Source organism: Pseudanabaena minima str. Chao 2107 (genome assembly GCF_051131155.1).
Taxonomy (GTDB): Bacteria; Cyanobacteriota; Cyanobacteriia; order Pseudanabaenales; family Pseudanabaenaceae; genus Pseudanabaena; species Pseudanabaena minima.
Genome location: NZ_CP159508.1, coordinates 1180058 through 1197850, shown reverse-complemented (window position 1 = coordinate 1197850; position 17793 = coordinate 1180058). Strand labels below are relative to the sequence as shown.

The window sequence follows — 17793 nt, the reverse complement described above, 5'->3', positions numbered from 1 at the left end:
AAGGCTAGTGCGAAAAGATTCTGCTTTAATAAATACCCCAATTTTTAATGCCACTGCAAAGCAGTGGCATTAAAAATTGAGGTATTTATTTTATGGTGAAGCCCTAAACAATTGGTAACGTAAACCAAAACTGAGAACCCATATTTGGTTCACCGATGGCACTGATCACACCTCCATGAGCTTGGACAATCTGACGACAAATATATAAACCTAAGCCAAGACTAAGCGATCGCCGATTTAGTCTACTGTGGGCTTTTCCTTGAGAATAAAGCTCAAACAAATTCTCGCTTTGAGCGCTGGTCATGCCCACGCCATTGTCAGCAACTGTACAGAGCATTGTTTTTGCATCGCTGATCTCTGCGGAAATCGTGAGTTTAAGGTTAGGAGGATTGTGTTTAATGGCATTGGCAATTAGATTTTGGAAAACTCTACAGACATGAGCCTCATCAACCATAACAAGAGGTAGATCGAGCGAAACTTGTAAATTGATTACGGTCTCTTCTTTGTCTAAAAGTGGTTGAAGATCGTCAATCGCCGATTGAATGACTTGGCTAATTACCACAGGTTGAGGATGAATAATAATTCCATGAACATCATTTACATGGGACTCTAGTAACGAATTAATTAAAGCTAGCTGGCGATCGCTACTTTGTTGCATTCGCTCCAGTGTAGTTCGGGACAACAGAATATTTGACTCTGAACTTGCAGTTTTAGCCAAATTATCTAATACCATGATCAAACCCGTCACAGGATTTCGTAAGTCATGGGAAACTGCATGGAGAAAAATCGTTAGGGCTTCTTCAGCACGTTTACGTTCAGCAATTTCAGCTTGCAAATCAATATTTTGGGACTCAATGATTTGGCGCTGTTTGGCGATCGTTAAATGGGTACGAATCCTGACTAATACTTCTTCATGCTCAAAGGGCTTCGTCACATAGTCTACTGCCCCCAGAGATAAACCACGCACTTTGTCCACAGTTTCCGAGAGAGCCGTCATAAAAATAATCGGAATTTTGACAGTTTCAGGATTTGCTTTGAGGCGTTGGCAAGTCTCAAAGCCATCAATTCCTGGCATCATTACATCTAGCAAAATCAGATCGGGCTTAATATATGTAATCTGCTCAATCGCACTTTCGCCATCAGTTGCTACTAAGACCCGCAGCCCCACATCCCGTAATAAATTCACTAACACACTCAAGTTAGTGGGGTTGTCATCTACAACCAATACGCACCCCTCTAAGGAATTGCATAGATTTGAGATTTCCGAATTTTTGTCCGTTGTCTGATTGCTGTAGCTTGAGAGGCGATCGCTCATAAAGTTAGTCAGTAACTAAGCTAAATTATCTCAGCTTTTTAAGAACCGTCATACTATTAAAAACCAAATCCAGTAAGCTGTCGTACTTCAGGTTCATGAAAAGCTAAAACTATATCCTCTTTGGGTACACCCATCTCCAAAAGCTGATTGGCAATACCTGTGTCCGTGCTATCGTGCTGAATCCAAATCTTGTTATCTTTGATATCAAGATGCAAAACACATCCAAAATCACGTTTATTGTTACGCCAACCAACACGAAGAAGTTGATAATGATCTCTCTCGGTGTCAAAAATAGTTTGTACTTCGTATTCTGAAAATATTTTGTTTTTGGAAGAGCGTTGAGATTTTTCTAGAAGAATATTTTGAATGTATTGTCTATACTGATTAACGGATTGATTTATAGCCATTTGACAATCTCCTTTTGTGGAACATCATAGATTAATAGTCTTAACTGATATCTTTGAATTGCCGATTGAATAAATCTTTTTTGGAAAAAACTTTCATAAACTGGTAGACGTACAGCTAGATACAAATGACGCTCTGGTTCGGTCAAAGCAAGTGCATCTCTATAGTTTAAGAACTGTCCTAGTGCTGTATGAAAATCAGAAATATTGGATGGGCTGATAAAACTTTTGATTTCTACGGCAATTTTTTGATTGTTTCTAGTTGCTGCTAATACCTGCTCTGCGGCTAAATCAATCTCAAAATCAACACCATCAACATTAATTTCATAAGGATCATCAGTAACTTGCCAGCCTTCTTTTTCTAAGGCTAGTCTAACTACAGTATGAAATTTATCTTTTGCCATAGGTATTTATTATGAATGAACTAGCAATTAATTTAATCAGTAATTCGCATTTAAACTTATTTCAATACCTAATAACTTTGTTATTCAATTCTTCTAGAGCAGTTGAATGATCTTCAATCTCTAAGTTATCCAATTCAATACCTTGCCATTCCTTTACAAAATCATAGTAAGAATTCGCATGTTCCCAATTGTCTTCTCGATCACGGTAGTAGTTTTCAAAAATTTCACGCATTTCTCCAACAAATTCATTAGCTTCTTTTAAAGTAGCATTGTAACTATCTATTGCTGCCTGAACATACTCAAATCTTATTCTAAGTTCTTTAACTAGTTCCTCTTTTCGTTTGATTTGTAAATCTGTTAGTCCAGTTTCACCTTTTTTTGTTTTTTGCATTTGTGTTATTCTCAATCAACAATATTTTGAGTTTACCATATTGTTCTATTTACTTTTTATATAGATTTTAGCGATCGCCCAGCGCCGCCACGCCGCAACATGATTAACTCTGCGGTGATACTGACTGCAATCTCCGCTGGTGTAAGCGCACCAATATCTAAACCAATGGGAGCGTAAACAAATTGTAATTTCTCCGTGGAGATTCCCATTTGTTTCACTTGCTCAAGAACCTCCTTAACTCGGCGATCGCTACCGATCATCCCGATATATGAACAGGGTAAATCGCGATTGAGTAAAGCCGTTAGAGCTTCTAAATCGTAACGATAGCCTCTAGTGACTAGCGCAACATAGAGAGAGCCATGATTTGATAATTCGGTTAAAGCTTGATCGATATGCGAATAAATGAAAGCAGCTTGAGGGTATCGTTCTAGATTTGCCCATTCAGAACGATCATCCTGAATCGCAATCCGAAAGCCGACCAAATCTGCAACCTTAGCAAGTTGTTCCCCCACATGTCCAGCACCCACGATCAGCAACATCGGCGCAGGCTCCAAAATCTCAATAAACCCCTCCCCTCCTTTTTCCTTTTTCCTTTCTCCTTTTTCCTTAATTAAATATGGATGTGCATCACCCAAAGAAGTAACCAAAGTCAGTGATCGCCCCAATTTTAGTGATGCAAGAATCTGCTCAACCAGAGCGATCGCTTCTTCTCCATGCCAGCGCTCTAACAAGATCTGCATCCATCCGCCACAAATCCCCTCAGTCTGACGATTGGGCGCACCTGTAAGGTCAATTTCTACCAGTGTTTTCTTACCACTCTGTAAAACTTCTCTGGCTTGAGAGATTACCTTCGCTTCTCCTGCTCCACCACCGATAGTGTCAATGCAGCGATCGCTGGTAATGAGCATTTTCGCGCCTACTTCTCTTGGTACTGATCCTTTGGAGCTAATTATGGTCGCCACAACCACTGCCCCTTGTCTAAGGGCGATTAGAAGATCTTCGTAAATCATAGGTCAGGCTTTTACCGCAGTGAGAGAATCTGATTTCACAGCTTCAATTGCCCAGAGGGTCGCTTCGGGAGTTGCGGGAATTGCTAATGATACTTGGCTAGCCTTACCAAAGGCGGCGACAGCATTACGAATTGCTTCTCTGACTGACATCGCTAACATAAATGGCGGCTCCCCGATCGCTTTACTACCAAAAATCACACCGTCTTGGGCAGCTCTTTCCAGTAGATGTACATGAAACTGTTCGGGGACTTCGCTAACGGTGGGGATTTTGTAAGTGCTAGGAGCAAAGGTGAGTAAGCGTCCTTGGTCATTCCAGACCAATTCCTCCATCGTCAGCCAGCCCATACCCTGCACAAATCCACCTTCGATTTGTCCTTTGTCTAGTAATGGATTAATTGATTCGCCCACATCTTGAACTAGATCCACTCTTCTCAACTTGAATGTTCCTGTAAATCCATCAACCTCCACTTCACTGACAGCCGTTCCATAGGAGAAATAATAGAAAGGGCGGCCTTTATTTAGCTTGGCATCCCAAAAAATATTCGGCGTGCGATAGAAGCCATTTGCCGATAGACTGATGCGATCGCTATAGGTGCGTTTTACGACTTCATCAAAAGCTATTCTAGCGCTAGGATAGGTGCGGCAATAAATCCAATCATCCTCAAAAACAAGATCTTCAGGGGCATCAAGATTGAGCATTTTTGCAGCGACGGTTGCCATGCGGTTACGGAGAGTCTCACAGGCTGCCTTGACCGCTTGTCCGTTGAGATCGGAGCCACTAGAAGCGGCAGTTGCCGATGTATTGGGAACTTTATCGGTACTGGTGGGCATGATCCGAAAGCGTTCAAGTTTGACACCGAGGGACTTCGCTGCAACTTGGAGCATCTTTGTGTGCAATCCCTGACCCATTTCTGTGCCACCGTGATTCACCTGAATGCTGCCATCAGTGTAAATCAGCACCAATGCGCCTGCTTGGTTATATTCAGTTTTGTTAAAGGAAATGCCAAACTTAACAGGCGTAATCGCAATACCACGCTTTTTGTAAGCACTAGTCTGGTTGAACAGAGCAATCTCGGCTTGGCGATCGCTAAAACGCGATTTCTCTTTTGCTTCTGTCCATACCAGAGCAATACGATTATGAACAATATCCTGTCCGTAATGGGTAGTGCTAGTTTCGCCAGTGCCATGATAGAAATTCCGTTCGCGGACTACTTCGGGCGGCAAACCAAGGGTGCGTGCTATGCGATCAATGATTTCTTCACAGACGATCATCCCTTGGGGCCCGCCAAAACCACGATAAGCCGTATTCGATACCCGATTGGTCTTCGCAATCCATCCCTGTACTTCCAAATGAGGCACATAGTAAGCATTGTCGATATGCAACATCGCTCTCAATAATACAGGTGGTGAGAGATCTAGACTCCAGCCCCCGTCAGCATATAGCTCAGCTTTGACCGCTGTAATTAGTCCCTCATTAGTAAATCCCACTTGGTACTTACCCCAAAAATTGTGTCGCTTGCCTGTAACGATCATGTCTTGATGTCGGCGCAGGCTGACTCTGGCGGGGCGACCAGTTTTATGTGCTGCCACAGCCGCCGCCGCCGCAAAGGGATTAGACTGAGATTCTTTACCACCAAATGCGCCCCCCATCCGCAGACAAGTAACAACGACATGACTATTGGGTAAGCCCAAAACCCTTGCCACGATTACTTGCGTTTCGCTAGGATGCTGTGTCGAGCTATAGACCTTGTAGCCATTTTCACCATCGGGAACTACCCAACTGGTATGGGTTTCCAGATAAAAATGATCCTGTCCGCCTACCTCTAGTTCACCTTGGAGTGTGCGATCGCTATTTTGGAGAGCCGTATCAGGTTCACCACGTTTGATCACCCGTTTGTCGAGATGATAACTATCAGCAGCGATCGCTTCTTGAATACTGAGAATTGCGGGTAAAGGTTCATATTCGACAATTACTTTGGCGGCGGCTTGACGAGCTGCTTCTTCAGTTTCGCCGACTGTCCAAACTACTACCTGTCCCCAGTAGCTTACTTCATCCGTTGGCAGCATCACTTCATCGTGAATAATCACACCCGTATTATTCTCCCCAGGTACATCATCAGCCGTAAGAATTGTGACTAAGCCTGCGACTTCATAGGCGGCGGTACAATCAAGTTTGGTGATTTTGGCACGGGCATGGGGTGACAGCACAGGATAGAGCGATAACATTCCTGCGGGTAATCTCTGGTCATCTGTATAGACAGCCTTGCCACTGACATGACCAACGGCGCTTTCATGGCTTTTCTGGTTACTAACTTTCTGATCGGTAATCGTCATTTTCTATTCCTTCCATATCTACAAAAAATCCACAAGGTAGCAGTTGAAGCTTCGCTTCAACTGCTATGTATGTTCAACAAAAAACTTCTCAAACAGATTGCCTACTAACATCTTGCGATAATTGGCACTGCCACGTAGATCACTCAAGGGGGTAAATGCTTCATGCAGAGCAGGTTTTACCGATCGCACAGTTGCCATTGTCCAAGGTTGACCAACGAGCATTTCCTCAATCGCGATCGCTCGTATCGGAGTTGCTGCGACTCCACCATAGGCGAGACGGGCATGGAGAATATTCTGATTAGCATCAAGATCAATTACAAAAGCAGCCGCAACAATGCTGATGTCGTCCGTACCCCGTTTACCAATTTTGTAGGACTGGCTGAGCCGTTTCGTTGCACCAGAGGTAATCGTTTTAGGAATCTTTACAGAATGGATAATCTCACCTTGTTTTAGTTCTGTTTGTCGATAGCCTTTGAAAAAATCCGCTAGTAATAAGCTGCGATCACCATCAATGCTCACCAACTTCACGGATGCATCAAGGGCTAATAGCACAGGTGGCAAATCACCAATGGGGGAAGCAGTGCCAATATTACCGCCAAGGGTTGCTCGATTGCATACCTGTCGGGCGGCGAACCAATGCAACATTTCATCCAGACTAGGGAAAATCCCATGCAACAAATCTTCAATGTGACTGAGGGGTAAAGCCGCGCCGATCTCGACATAGTCATCGGTTTGGTTGATTTGCTTAAGCGCTGCAATTCCCTCTAAGGAAATCAGGATCGGATAGGTGCGCCGATGCCAACTCATTTCCAGTCCCAAATCCGTTGCTCCCGCCACCAATGTTGCTTGAGGATACTGCTGGAGTAGTTGCAAGGCTTCCGCTAGCTCGATGGGACGATAAAATTGCTGCTCACTTCCTATATAGGCGATCGCTTTCAAATCAGAGGTTTTGCTAACTAGCGCCGCACTAAAATGATCATCAGCATTATTTTTTGCCAGTAGTTGCGCAGCTTTGCGGATTGGTAAATAGCCTGTACAGCGACAGAGGTTACCCTCAATGCAGATGTCGTCGCCTAGACTGTGACTATAATAAGCCGCAAACATACTCATAATAAAACCTGGTGTGCAGTAGCCACACTGCGATCCAGCCATCTCTACCATCGCTGCTTGGACTGGATGTAATTGACCATTGGCAATCCCTTCGGCAGTAATTACCTCACGTCCCGCGATCGCGCCAAGGGGGACTAGGCAGCTATTCACCGCTTGATATTGAGGCTGCCCATGACTATCTTGACCAACGATCGCTACCGTGCAAGCCCCGCAGTCACCATCTCCACAACCCTCTTTTGTGCCCACATAGCCGTTTTGTCGTAAATAGTGCAGCAGTGTCATCGTGGGCGCGATATTTTTTACGTGAGCTTTTGCACCGTTAAGGGTAAACGTAAAATCATTTATAGGAGCAGTCACCTGTTGAGTCACGGGAATTGCCTTACTTAATAGAGAAAATTGACAGGTCAATACAAATTTATTAATGAATGAATAGACTCTGGTTAAAGTGCGCCAAGATACAAAAGATCAATATCATTAATTAATCAGCACAAAACCCAAAAGAGTAATGGCGGCGCTTCGCGCCGCCATTACTCTTTTGGGTTTTGTCCTCAGCCAAACTTGCCTTGCTATACTATGAATAGTTAAACTTAGCTACTCATCTATGAATATCCGTATTGGCAATGGTTATGACCTGCATCGACTCGTTGGTGATCGCCGCCTGATCCTTGGGGGAGTCGAAATTCCTTACGAAAAAGGATTACTAGGACATAGCGATGCTGATGTACTAACCCATGCGATCATGGACGCAATGTTGGGAGCACTTGCCCTTGGCGATATTGGGCATTATTTTCCACCCTCTGATCCGAAATGGGCGGGAGCCGATAGCATCATGCTCTTGCAACAAGTACAAGAATTAATTGGCGCACAGGGTTGGCGCGTGAATAATCTGGATGCGATGGTGATCGCTGAAGCCCCAAAACTCAAACCCCACATTAAGGCTATGCGCGATCGCCTAGCCCAAGCGATGGATTTACCAATTGATTGTGTCAGTGTGAAGGCGACTACTAACGAAGGCATGGATGCGATCGGGCAGAAAGAAGCGATCGCCGTTCATGCAGTAGTTTTATTAACTAAAAACTAATGGCATCGCAGTAAAATAAAGAACCATTTTTGTGGCGCGACGCAGCCGCGCCACAAAAATGGTTAGTATCTAAAAGCTTTTGATCTTAATGTTTACTTTGTTTATTTTTTAGGGAAGATGGAGATCGTGAGAAGAAGCATTCAGAAACGAACCAAGGTGAAACAATGGAAAGCAATCGTCTTGCTGCTACTGATCGGCATGTGTTCGCTGTTGCTTTGGGGTTGCGCGGTCAAACCAGAAGCCCTCAAAAATCGACTCGTAGTTCCACTTGATAGTGATATCAAAACTTTTAATCCAGTTTTAATTAATGATGCTTATAGTGGCATCGTTATTGGCTATACCCTTACTGGCTTGATTTCAGAAAATCCAATTACCAAGGATCTAGAAGCTGAGCTAGCTGAAAAATGGGAATTTCAGCAAGATGGTAAACAACTTATTTTCACGATGCGCCCTGATCTGAAATGGTCAGATGGTCAACCGCTCACCGTTGATGATGTTCTCTTTACCTATCAAAATATTCTCTTTAATGAGAAGATTCCCACTGGTACTCGTGATGTTCTTCGAGTTGGACAATCGCAGACTCTTCCCAAGGTTGAGAAGCTTGACGATCGCCGCATTTCTTTTTTGCTGAGTGAACCCTTTGCTCCCGCTCTCCGCACATTAGGCGGAATTGGCATTTTACCAAAACATGTCTTTGAGCCAACTCTCCAAGAAGATCCTAAAGCGCCAGATAAAAAATTAAAGTTTCTCGAAACATGGACTCTGAGCACACCTGTTAGTCAATTAGTTGGCAGTGGAGCTTATATAATCCAAGAATATCGACCTTCAGAACGGGTGATCTATAAACCTAATCCCTACTATTGGCGGAAGGGAAAGCCCTATATCGAGCAATTTGTAATGCAGATTGTCGAATCACCAGATACGGCTTTGCTGCGATTCCGATCGCAAGATCTTGATATGTATCGCCTTCGTGGTGAAGACTTCCAATTATTGAAGCGTTTTGAACAACGCGATCGCTACAAAATTTATAATGCGGGTCCTGCCACTGGGCAAGCATTTATTATGTTCAATCTCAATAAGGGTAGAAATCCAAAAACCAATGAACCATTTGTTGATCCGAAAAAATCCAAATGGTTTAATGATGTTAACTTTCGCCGCGCTGTCGCCTATGCCCTTAACCGCGAAGCGATGATTACCAATCTGTCGCGAGGTTTAGCCCAAACCCAAAATTCACCAGTTTCTATCCCTAGTCCCTATTTCTTCCCCCCTGAAAAAGGACTTAAGGTTTACGATTATCAGCCTGAAAAATCCAAAGAGATTCTCTTACAAGCAGGATATAAATATAATTCTGAACAACAACTCCTCGATGCTGAAGGTAATCTCGTGCGCTTTACTTTGTTAGCTCCTGCGGGTGGTAGGGTTGCGATGGGAGCACAAATTAAAAGCGACTTAGAAAAAATTGGCATGAAGATTGACTTCAATCCTGTTGATTTTCGGATTATCTCCGATAAGCTTGACAACTCTAAACAATGGGATGCAACTATTTTAGGCTTTACTGGAGGTGCTGAACCCAATAGTGCGATTAATCTCTGGGCAACTGATGGAGATTCCCATATGTTTAATAAGGGACCAGTTGGTGATGAGCCGCCTTTCCCCGGTCGTGAGGTTGCTGATTGGGAAAAGAAAATCCATTCGCTGATGATCCAAGGCGCACAGGAACTGGATGAAACGAAACGTAAAGCCATCTATGCCGAATATCAACAATTGGTGCAGGAGCAATTACCGTTAATTCACCTAACGATACCTTTGTACCTAGTTGCTGTACGCGATCGCGTGGAGAATGCTCAACCATCATCATTAGCTGGCAGTACAGGTGTGACGGGTGCATTATGGAATGTAGAACAATTAAAACTGAAGTCCTAAATCTCATTAATCAATTGCAGTAAAGCATCGGTAGTGACCTTGCCACTCATATCCGTACCTTCCAGCAAGCTATCTGCTAGATCCCGTTTATGAGTGTGCAGATCGACGATCTTTTCTTCAATCGTTCCCTTTGCCACAAGGCGATAAATCGTGACGGGGCGCTTTTGTCCAATGCGATGGGCGCGATCGCTAGCTTGATCTTCTACGGCGGGATTCCACCAAGGGTCCATATGGATGACATAATCGGCAGCAGTGAGATTTAAACCCGTGCCGCCAGCCTTGAGACTGATTAGGAAGACATCACCTTCACCTGCTTGGAATGCCTCCACGCGCTTTTTACGGTCTTTGGCAGGAGTACTGCCATCGAGATATTGATAGCTGATCTTTTGCGAGTCTAGATAATCGCGAATGATATGCAGATGATCGACAAATTGGCTAAATACCAGCGCCTTGTGTTTGTTGTCCAGCAATTCGCTGACCACTTCGCCGAAAAGTTGAAGCTTAGAACTGGGTAAAGGAATATCGGGTCTGACAAGTTTGGTATTGCAGCAGGCGCGGCGCAATTTCATAATTTCCGCTAGGACTTGCAGATGTTTTTGTCCTGCATTTGCCTCAGTGCTACTTAATTTCGCCACTGCCTCACGACGTAATGCTTCATAAAAAGCGAGTTCTTCTTTGGTGAGTTCCACTTGCAGCGTGACTTCGGTACGAGATGGTAACTCTTGCAATACTTGGTTTTTCGTCCGTCGCAGAATAAAGGGCTGGATTAATTTTTTGAGTTGATTACGAGCTTCCCGATCCTGCGATCGCTCGATTGGATTGGCATAATTCGTATTGAAACTATCGAGGGAACCCAATAGTCCAGGGTTGATAAACCGAAATAGATTCCATAGTTCGCCGAGATGATTCTCGATTGGTGTGCCAGTCGTGATTAGTTTAAAGCCGCTTTGGAGATTCATGGCAGCTTGCGATCGCTTGGTGGCTGTGTTCTTAATTGCTTGCGCTTCATCTAGCACAACCGTTTGCCATTGCACTTTGGCTAGCATTTCTCCAACTTCTTCTTGCTGAAGTAATCCATAGCTACAAATCACCATGTCAAAGGGTTGGAGATTGTCTAACACCTTTTGGCGATCGCCTGTACCAAACACAATCACATTTAGGGTTGGTGCAAATTTCGCGGCTTCACTGATCCAGTTCATGCAGACTGAAGTTGGGGCAACAATCAAGGTTGCTCCGTGGGTAGCACGGGTCAGAATTAAGGCTAAAGACTGCAAGGTTTTGCCTAAGCCCATGTCATCAGCTAAGCAAGCCCCGACTCCCCAATGGGCAAGCCTCGCCAACCATTCAAAACCTTCGATCTGATAATCGCGCAAATCTGCTTGCAGGGTGGATGGTAGTTGCGGCGAGAAGTTCCGCATTTCCTTGATTCTCTTGACATGGGCTTTCCAATGCTTGTCAGCTTTAAGATCGTCAATTTCATCGACAAAATCTTCTAGAGCTAGAGCCGCTAAGGGATGAAATCTAGTTCCTGAGCCATGCTTTTCGGAGAGGCGACGAAACTCATCGAGACGTTTGCGGAACTGATGGGTAAGCGCCAAAAATTGACCATCCCCAAGGGGAATGAAACGGCTAGGAGTTTTATCGAGAAGTTCTAATAGGTGCTGCATATTCAACACCTTATCATCGCCTAACTGTAGTTCACCTTCGGCGGCGAACCAGTCACGGCTTTGATTGATCGTCATCCGAAAGTTACCAAAATCAGCGCGATGGCTAATTCGCATCTTTTCGCCTTCTGGCCATTCCAAGACAATGCGATCGCCTAATGCTTGCAGTTCCAGTAATAACTCCAAACAAAATTCAGGATCGTCAATTGTCCATTCGCTCTCATGTTCTTCATAATTACCAAGAGTGAGACAAGCAGCGATCGCCTCATTCGCCAGTTTTTTCTCTTCCTTGAGATTACGGGTTGCTTGCAAGCGCTTACCATCTATTTCCGCCAGCACCGTTGCACCGCCTGCCCCTGGGCGGTAGTATGCCCCTGCATTGCCAAAGGGTCGGGCTAATACTGCGACTTTTAAGCCTCCCCCCGCAGGTAAAATATGCACATGGGGTTTGCTATCCGATGGCACTTCTTCCGCATCACTAACACCACCACCAATATCCGAATGCACAGTCACAACAGAAGAGATGCCGTGAATCGCCGCAAGCACTTTCTCTTTGGCAGCTACGGGAATTTCGAGGCGATTTTTTCTGCCAATAATTTCGGTGATACGGCGATGGGATTCGTTTACCTGCGTTACTTTTAGGCGCGTAGGACTTTCCTTGGTGACGACAAAGTTTTGTCCATCTTTTAATTGGGGTGAGAATTCTAAGACTAGGCGATCGCCTTTACTTGCTTTGACCAGCAGTTCTGGTTCTCCTTTGACAATATCGACACGAGTAGTTGGCGAATCTTCCCAAAATACTAAGGGATGCCCAACTAAGGCGCAGATCGTATCTTCATCAAATTCATATTGGTTCTGTCCATAATAGCCATGATAGGAATAGACTTGGACATGGGAACAAACCAGAATATCCTGTGGAGTCATATAGGGAAATTCATGCACCGACTCTTTCAGTCTCTTGACCGCAATATTGCGTCCCGCACTCCATACACCCTTCGCATTGATTTTTTGTTCTCTCGGCTGGATTGTGCAAGTTCCCTTATTAAAAGTAATAAACCAAACTAGTCTCTGTGGTGAATTATTGGCTGTCTTCGCTTGCTCCTGTGGCGATTTACTGAGATTTAGCAATGCATTCAGACTTAGTTCCCAAGTTTCCTGAGGACGAATCAAGTTGACAATTGTGGCAATTTGATTTCCTTGTCGTAATTTTTGAGCATGTTTTTGATGAATAGAATTAGTTGCAAGTTCCCCCAATAGTTCTGCGGATTCCATAGAAATCCAGTGATATCCTGCATTCACTGATTGTTTAAGCAATGGTTCGAGAATTCTCGGTAATTCGATTCTAGATTTTTCTGGGTTCACCCAGTAGAGGCAGAGCGCACTAAAAAACGCTTCTAGACCATGACTTTCAGTATGGTTGTGAATATATTCACTACTCAGCAAATCCTTTTGGGGAATATCACCTAACTGGAACTTCAAAACCTTTTGCAATCTGCTATAGGTGACTTGCAACCAATGGTTTGTCTGCTTAGCCATGATCGCTGTATAGGCTTCAGCTTCACGCATACTTTCAGCAGTACCTTCCTGAATCAACGCTAATATAAAAAATAGCCCTGGTTCACCACTGAAATAAACTTGACGCTTGCCTGTAGCCTTTCTGATCATCTTTAGGGATTGCCGAAACTGAGCGATCGCATATTCGCGATCGCCTTTCAGAAAATACAGCCAAGCTAACAAAGCCTCGCCTGCATCTTTATAGTCGCTCGATAGACGGTTGTAAGCTTCTTGAGCCGTCTGCAAATCTGCCCGTAACAGACTCTGTTCCATCAATATCAACAATAACTGATCAGTACAGCGATCGCCTTTTGTCTGAAACTCCTTTAGCAAAAGTGTTAAGGCTTCATCGGTTGGCTTCAGCTTGAGCATTCCATTCGTCAAAATCGTCGCCAAAGCGATTTCATAGAATTCCAATTTTAAAGTCTGGAACCATTCAGTATCAAAGGGATTACTACAGGCTTGATACAAAATTGCATCTAGAGTAATTTTCTGTTGAGAATAGCCAAAGCGATAGAAGTCCTCAAACTGCTTGGTAACAAATTTGATATCTTGACGGTAAATCCCAATTCTAACTTCACGAATAAACTGCGATTCACTTCTGAAAGTGCGTGCATCAATTCTGCCGTAAGATGGCACAGGAATTTGTAATTCGATGACATTAACAATTTTCTCAAACTGTCCTGAGTTAACCGCATCCCGCATCACAATATCAACTAGGGAATTGTGGCATTGCGTACCTTGAGAACGATCAGCAACAAGTAAGTTTAGTCTTAAAAATCGATCAATGTATGCTTTGACACTAGCGGCAGTAAAGTGCTTATTATCTTTATCTTTGAGTCCAAGCTGAAGGAGACAGTCAAAATATACACTGCGATTAACTGGTTCATAAGCGATCGCAAAAATCTGGATCATCTGTCTCTCTAATGCTGACAATTTGTTATAAATTGTTGTCAGGCTTTCATAGAGTTTGGCAGAATCAGCTAGAGAATCAGGCATATCAAGGTTTGTAATGTGACTAGATGATTAGAAGAATTTGCGATCGGTGGCAACAAAATAAATTCAAGTTTTGTATTGTATTTATTGCCAGTTACTAATCTTAGCAAAAATTTGGTTTTCAATACAGATCAAAATCCAAAAGATAAACAGCGCCACCGTTTATCTTTTGGATTTTGATCTGTATTAGAGATCTATTGCATTGCCTTAAGTACTCGTACAAAACAAATTACTAAAACCCGTAAAGTTACGCCCCTCAGGGGCGTAACTTTACGGGTTTCACTTTGTAATTAATTATGCCTAGCTACTTCAAAGCGGTTTATTGACCAAACCACCCCAATTTTATTTATGTAATCTCAATCTAGTCCTCATCTGCCACTCATTTTTCTAGCCTTTAATAGATTCTATATTGAATTTCTTCCAATATTTAACCGAGTAATTTCTATGAAAGCTAGGCTCTTAAACTCACTTGCTGCGATTTCCTTACTAAGCTTTGGCACGGCGATCACATTAGTAAAGCCAGAATCTCTTCAACAATCTCTATCCGAGGCGATCTCAGGTGAAGCTGCTTATGCTCAATCTTCTTCAGTCGGTGGACCTCTTGCCAAGAAATTGCATGGCAAGCCAGTGGTTGTTGATATTTATGCGAGTTGGTGTCCTGCTTGTAAAAATATTGCCCCCACCCTTTCTCAACTGAAAAGAGACTATGCTGGCAAAGTTCACTTTGTGGTGTTAGATGTATCTGATCGATCTTCTACTGCCAGATCTGAGGCGATCGCCAAAGAGTTAGGACTCAGCGCTTTCTTTGCTGCTAATAAGACTCAAACAGGTTCGTTAACTATCGTCGATCCATCCACAGGCAAAGTCTTGTCACAACACCGCAATAATGCCAATAAAGGTACCTATACAAAGGTCTTAGATGCAGTTTTATCTAAAAAATAAGGCGATCTCCTATCCCAATCCCTTTGACCTTCAATTATCAATATTCGTCATCAAAAAGTTCTATGAAAATTAAGTATCTTGCTTCATTAGCAGCGATCGCGCTCTTGAGTACGGGTGTATTTATTGCTTGCGCTACACCTGAAGCATCCAAAGACAATGCTGCCACAACCACTACTGTAACTAAACCCGATCCTTGCGCTGCAAAGAAAGCTGATCCTTGTGCTGCGAAGAAAGCTGATCCTTGCGCTGCTAAATCTTCCTCTGGCGCTTCTGTTGGCGGTCCTCTTGCTCAAAAGTTACAGGGCAAGCCCGTTGTGGTTGATGTCTATGCAAGTTGGTGTCCTGCTTGCAAAAATATTGCCCCAACTGTCTCTGAACTGAAGAAAGAATACGATGGCAAAGTTGAATTTGTGGTACTAGATGTATCGGATAAAACCACCACGGCGGCGGCGGAAGCTACTGCTCAGGAGCTAGGGCTGAGCAAGTTTTTGGCAGAGAATAAAACCCAAACTGGCTCGCTCACAATTGTTGATCCCACCACGGGCAAGATCTTAGCTCAACATCGCAACAATGCTGACAAAATGGCTTACACCAAAGTTTTGGATGCTGCGCTGACAAAGTAATTCCAAAACATTCCATTTGTCTTAGAAACCATTTAAGGATTAATTTCTGCGATCAAAAACTCTAAGAGATCCCCCCCAGCCCCCCTTAAAAAGGGGGAAGAATTTAATTCTCCCCCCTTTTTAAGGGGGGCTGGGGGGGATTTAGTGAATTCTTAAATGGTTTCTTAGACGAATGGAATGTTTTTCATTTCTCATCTTAGGAAATTTATATGAATCATCTTCAGAAACCCGATCGCAATACTGATGATCTGGTTATGCAAACTACTACAGGCAAGAAAACCAGTTCTAAAATCCCTAAAAAATGGTTTGTTTTTGGAGGATTAGCACTTCTAGGTTTTGCACTCGCTCTGTTGATTATTGACCCAGTATCTAAAGGACTGGAATATGCCATCTCTGTTGTGGAAAATCGCTATCAGGAATGGTTCGCACAACAAGACACAGCTAATCCAATGGTACTAATGCCTCTTGCATTTATTGGTGGCTTGATTGCCAGCATTTCCCCCTGCATTCTTGCTATGCTGCCCATAAATTTGAGCTATATCGGCACTCGCAATATTACCTCACGCAAAGATGCTTTTATCAAAGCGGGAATGTTTGTGCTTGGTAATGTGATTATTCTTAGCCTATTTGGCTTAGTTTCTTCCTTCGCAGGATTTGTAATTGTGGAATATCGCGGTCACATTAATGTGGCTGTCGGAGCAATTATTTTAATTATGGGACTCGGTTTGTTGGGTTTGATTAGGATTCCTTTGCCTCACATTAACGTTGGCGGATCTAATCTTGGTCCTTTTGGGGTTGGTTTAACCTATGCTTTGGTTAGTTCCCCTTGCGCTAGTCCTGTCCTGTTTGCAGTGCTTGCAGCTTCGGTGGCAAGTGGTTCGCAAGTTCTATCGGTGCTGACGATGGTAAGTTATGCCTTAGGCTATACGATTGTAATTTTCTTATCTAGTTTGCTGACTGGCTTCGCTAAACAAGCCAAACTGCTGCTGAAATACTCAGAAGGAATTACCAAGTTTGGCAGTGTTGCGCTGATTTTGGCAGGAATTTACTATCTATTTATAGGTATAAAGTGGTTTATTGGCGGTTAAGTTCTATTGGTAGTAAATTAAGAATTTTGTGGATAGATATGGATGGTAGAACAACTGGTAATTATTGATTTAGGTCACGCAGATTATACTGCGGCAACCCATGCAAGCGATTCATCATCTAAGTTCTACGTAACGTCAGGAAGTAATACAAATTCCCGAATGTGTGGCAATACTTTTGGGAATTGAACAATGAACCCAGTAAGTTTTTTAATTCCCAAAAGTATTATCATTTTGTGATTTGGTATAACATCAAAATCGTCAAAAATCGCTAAAGTAATGTCAATTCAAGAGACAAATCAAGACTGGTTAGTTAATGATGAGAGCCAATGTCTTCCCCTTACAACTGAGCTAAATGATTTGCAAGAAGATTCATCTACACCGCCCTATCGACTCTATCGATTCCTCACAGATATTGAAGATATCATCTGGCAAGAAAAAGATGACCGTTTGCGATTACAAAAAATTTGTCCATTAGTTCGCCGATTATTAAATAGTTCAGAATGGATATTAACTAGTTTTTTGCTTCCCGATCGCGAAACAGGTTGGTCAGTTCAAATGATCTATGATGAGCCAGACTTTGCCCTGACGGTGCAGACTGTGGCTTGGTCGCCTCAAAGTATTTCTCCTATCCATAATCATGGATCGTGGGGAATTGTGGCGTTGATTGATGGTGCAGAGAAAAATACCTTTTGGCAGCGATCGCCTACTCCAGAATTTCCAGATCGTATTGTCAAAACAGGCGAACATATACTTATGGCAGGTGATATTCTCTGTTTAATGCCCAATGCAATTCACCAGATTGAAGTGATTGGTGATGAACCCACAATTAGTTTTAATATCTACGGTATAACTGACTATAGTAAACGTTTTGAGTTTGATATAGAGCGGTGCACCGCTAAAGTTTTTTAAATGCAAGTTTTTAAATGCAAGGATGACTCGAAGCACCATAACATC

General features: G+C 43.2%; 15 protein-coding genes. 7 read left to right on the top strand and 8 right to left on the bottom strand.

The window, feature by feature from the left end:
* Nucleotides 1-103 precede the first annotated feature (103 nt).
* The 7 genes from ABM313_RS05180 to xdhA all read right to left on the bottom strand — a co-directional run bounded on the left by ABM313_RS05180 (nucleotide 104) and on the right by xdhA (nucleotide 7376).
* A complete protein-coding gene (locus ABM313_RS05180; RefSeq protein WP_434686612.1) occupies nucleotides 104-1315 on the bottom strand; it encodes a hybrid sensor histidine kinase/response regulator in 1212 nt (403 codons plus the stop codon).
* A gap of 56 nt (nucleotides 1316-1371) precedes the next feature.
* The gene (locus tag ABM313_RS05175) at nucleotides 1372-1722 is read right to left on the bottom strand and encodes a XisI protein (protein ID WP_281008999.1); all 351 of its coding nucleotides are present in this window, start codon (nucleotides 1720-1722) and stop codon (nucleotides 1372-1374) included.
* Nucleotides 1713-2123, bottom strand: a complete 411-nt coding sequence (locus ABM313_RS05170) for a XisH family protein (protein ID WP_281008998.1) — start codon at nucleotides 2121-2123, stop codon at nucleotides 1713-1715. The genes ABM313_RS05175 and ABM313_RS05170 overlap by 10 nt, the downstream gene beginning before the upstream one ends.
* Before the next feature lie 61 nt (nucleotides 2124-2184).
* A complete protein-coding gene (locus tag ABM313_RS05165; RefSeq protein WP_281008997.1) occupies nucleotides 2185-2514 on the bottom strand; it encodes a hypothetical protein in 330 nt (109 codons plus the stop codon).
* Nucleotides 2515-2570: 56 nt separating this feature from the next.
* Nucleotides 2571-3524: an XdhC family protein gene (locus ABM313_RS05160; RefSeq protein ID WP_434686610.1), complete on the bottom strand. Its 954-nt coding sequence runs from the start codon at nucleotides 3522-3524 to the stop codon at nucleotides 2571-2573.
* Between the two features lie 3 nt (nucleotides 3525-3527).
* On the bottom strand, nucleotides 3528-5858 hold the full coding sequence (gene xdhB, locus ABM313_RS05155) for a xanthine dehydrogenase molybdopterin binding subunit (protein WP_434686609.1): 2331 nt from the start codon (nucleotides 5856-5858) through the stop codon (nucleotides 3528-3530).
* Nucleotides 5859-5921: 63 nt separating this feature from the next.
* Nucleotides 5922-7376, bottom strand: coding sequence for a xanthine dehydrogenase small subunit (gene xdhA / locus ABM313_RS05150; RefSeq protein ID WP_434686608.1), 1455 nt, complete (start codon nucleotides 7374-7376; stop codon nucleotides 5922-5924).
* 193 nt (nucleotides 7377-7569) lie between these two features.
* Here xdhA and ispF point away from each other — a divergent pair, with 193 nt between their 5' ends.
* Both ispF and ABM313_RS05140 read left to right on the top strand, forming a co-directional pair.
* Nucleotides 7570-8049 carry a 2-C-methyl-D-erythritol 2,4-cyclodiphosphate synthase gene (gene ispF, locus ABM313_RS05145; protein WP_434686607.1) on the top strand — a complete coding sequence of 160 codons (480 nt, stop codon included), beginning with the start codon at nucleotides 7570-7572 and terminating at the stop codon, nucleotides 8047-8049.
* A 126-nt stretch (nucleotides 8050-8175) separates the two neighbouring features.
* Nucleotides 8176-9972, top strand: coding sequence for an ABC transporter substrate-binding protein (locus ABM313_RS05140; RefSeq protein WP_434686606.1), 1797 nt, complete (start codon nucleotides 8176-8178; stop codon nucleotides 9970-9972).
* Here ABM313_RS05140 and ABM313_RS05135 read toward each other — a convergent pair.
* Nucleotides 9969-14189 carry a DEAD/DEAH box helicase gene (locus tag ABM313_RS05135; RefSeq protein ID WP_434686605.1) on the bottom strand — a complete coding sequence of 1407 codons (4221 nt, stop codon included), beginning with the start codon at nucleotides 14187-14189 and terminating at the stop codon, nucleotides 9969-9971. The genes ABM313_RS05140 and ABM313_RS05135 overlap by 4 nt on opposite strands.
* Before the next feature lie 441 nt (nucleotides 14190-14630).
* On the opposite strand from ABM313_RS05135, the gene ABM313_RS05130 reads away from it, so the two are divergent.
* From ABM313_RS05130 to ABM313_RS05110, 5 genes are all read left to right on the top strand, one after another.
* Nucleotides 14631-15128, top strand: a complete 498-nt coding sequence (locus tag ABM313_RS05130; protein ID WP_434686604.1) for a TlpA family protein disulfide reductase — start codon at nucleotides 14631-14633, stop codon at nucleotides 15126-15128.
* A 62-nt stretch (nucleotides 15129-15190) separates the two neighbouring features.
* Nucleotides 15191-15751, top strand: coding sequence for a thioredoxin family protein (locus ABM313_RS05125; protein ID WP_434686603.1), 561 nt, complete (start codon nucleotides 15191-15193; stop codon nucleotides 15749-15751).
* 254 nt (nucleotides 15752-16005) lie between these two features.
* The gene (locus ABM313_RS05120; RefSeq protein ID WP_434688369.1) at nucleotides 16006-16839 is read left to right on the top strand and encodes a cytochrome c biogenesis protein CcdA; all 834 of its coding nucleotides are present in this window, start codon (nucleotides 16006-16008) and stop codon (nucleotides 16837-16839) included.
* A gap of 42 nt (nucleotides 16840-16881) precedes the next feature.
* Nucleotides 16882-17025, top strand: a complete 144-nt coding sequence (locus ABM313_RS05115) for a hypothetical protein (RefSeq protein WP_434686602.1) — start codon at nucleotides 16882-16884, stop codon at nucleotides 17023-17025.
* 90 nt (nucleotides 17026-17115) lie between these two features.
* Complete coding sequence (locus ABM313_RS05110; protein ID WP_434686601.1) at nucleotides 17116-17748, top strand: cupin; 633 nt, start codon at nucleotides 17116-17118, stop codon at nucleotides 17746-17748.
* The last annotated feature ends 45 nt before the right edge of the window (nucleotides 17749-17793 follow it).